The sequence below is a fragment of the Pseudomonas sp. PB105 genome (assembly GCF_009764655.1).
In the GTDB taxonomy this organism is placed as follows: Bacteria; Pseudomonadota; Gammaproteobacteria; order Pseudomonadales; family Pseudomonadaceae; genus Aquipseudomonas; species Aquipseudomonas cyclaminis.
Genome location: NZ_RWIO01000096.1, coordinates 1 through 1313, shown reverse-complemented (window position 1 = coordinate 1313; position 1313 = coordinate 1). Strand labels below are relative to the sequence as shown.

The 1313-nt window shown below is 53.0% G+C and carries 1 protein-coding gene; it reads left to right on the top strand.

Annotated features, from left to right (window positions below):
- Positions 1-53: 53 nt before the first annotated feature.
- Positions 54-1276 (top strand): IS3 family transposase gene (locus EJD88_RS26245; RefSeq protein WP_178117298.1). Its coding sequence is split into 2 segments (ribosomal slippage): positions 54-405 and positions 405-1276, totalling 1224 coding nucleotides; the frame shifts between segments, so codons are not numbered across the junction.
- The last annotated feature ends 37 nt before the right edge of the window (positions 1277-1313 follow it).

The window sequence follows — 1313 nt, the reverse complement described above, 5'->3', positions numbered from 1 at the left end:
TGTCCCGTCCTGAATAAGGTTTACACCTTCTGACCTTTGTTCAGGAGGACTCAATGGATACGAGAAAAAGGCGCAGCCAACGCGATTACACGCTAGCTTTTAAATTGTCGGTCGTAGACCAAGTCGAAAAAGGCGAGTTGAGTTATAAAGAGGCTCAACGGCGCTTTGGCATCCAGGGCCGGTCCACGGTACTGGTTTGGCTACGCAAGCATGGCCGACAGGACTGGAGCCAAGGCGCCTCAATCCGAGCGCCGCGGAGCAGGCCGATGACCGACCCCAACCTCCCGCTGACACCCGAGCAGCGGATTAAAGAGCTTGAAGAACAGTTGGCGCTGAGCAATCAAAAGGCCCAGTTCTTTGAAGCTGTCGTGAACGTCTTGAAAAATGATTACGGTGTGTCCATCGTAAAAAAGCGACCCGGCAAGTCCTCTCGCAAGGGCAAATCCAAGACCTGAGCATTACCAGGGCTTGCCTGTTCATGGGAATTTCGCGCCAAGCGTATTACAAACGTAACCGAGCCGTTGATGCGAGAGCTCACCAAGACCAGCAAGTAGTGGACTTTGTTCTGGAAAAGCGGCGTCGCCAGCCGAGGCTAGGCACGCGCAAGCTGCATTATCTGATGAGCACTGAGGCTGAAGCGCAGGTAATTGTTGGTCGAGACCGTCTTTTTTCCATCTTGCGCGAAGCGCGAGAGCTGGTTCCTCGAAAGCGTGCTTATCATAAAACTACGCATAGCCATCATCGGTTCCGCCGCCATCCCAACCTGCTCAAAGCAGGCCCGGAACAAGTTGTCGCTGGCAGGCCCGAGCAGGTTTGGGTTGCAGATATTACCTATCTGCCCACGCGGGAAAGTGTTGTTTACGTCAGCCTGATAACAGACGCGTACTCACGCAAGATCGTGGGTCATCATGTGCATGACAGCCTGCATACGGAGTCGGTGGTCAAAGCATTGCAGAAAGCTGTTAACCAGCGAAAATCCATGCAGTCGCTGATCCATCACTCGGATCGCGGGGCCCAATACTGCTCCGACCTGTACCAGCAAATGCACGCCAAGCATGGGATCAAGTGCTCAATGACTGACGGCTACGATTGCTATCAGAACGCGATGGCAGAGCGGGTAAATGGGATTTTGAAAACTGAGTTTTTGCTGCACCGACCCAAAGATTTGGCGGATGCCGTAAAAATGGTGGATGAGTCGGTGCTGATCTACAACGGGGAGCGGCCGCACTTATCCCTGAAATACAAAACGCCCGATGCGGTGCATCAGGCGTTTTGAGACTCAAACAGGTGTAAACCTATTTCAGGACTAGACA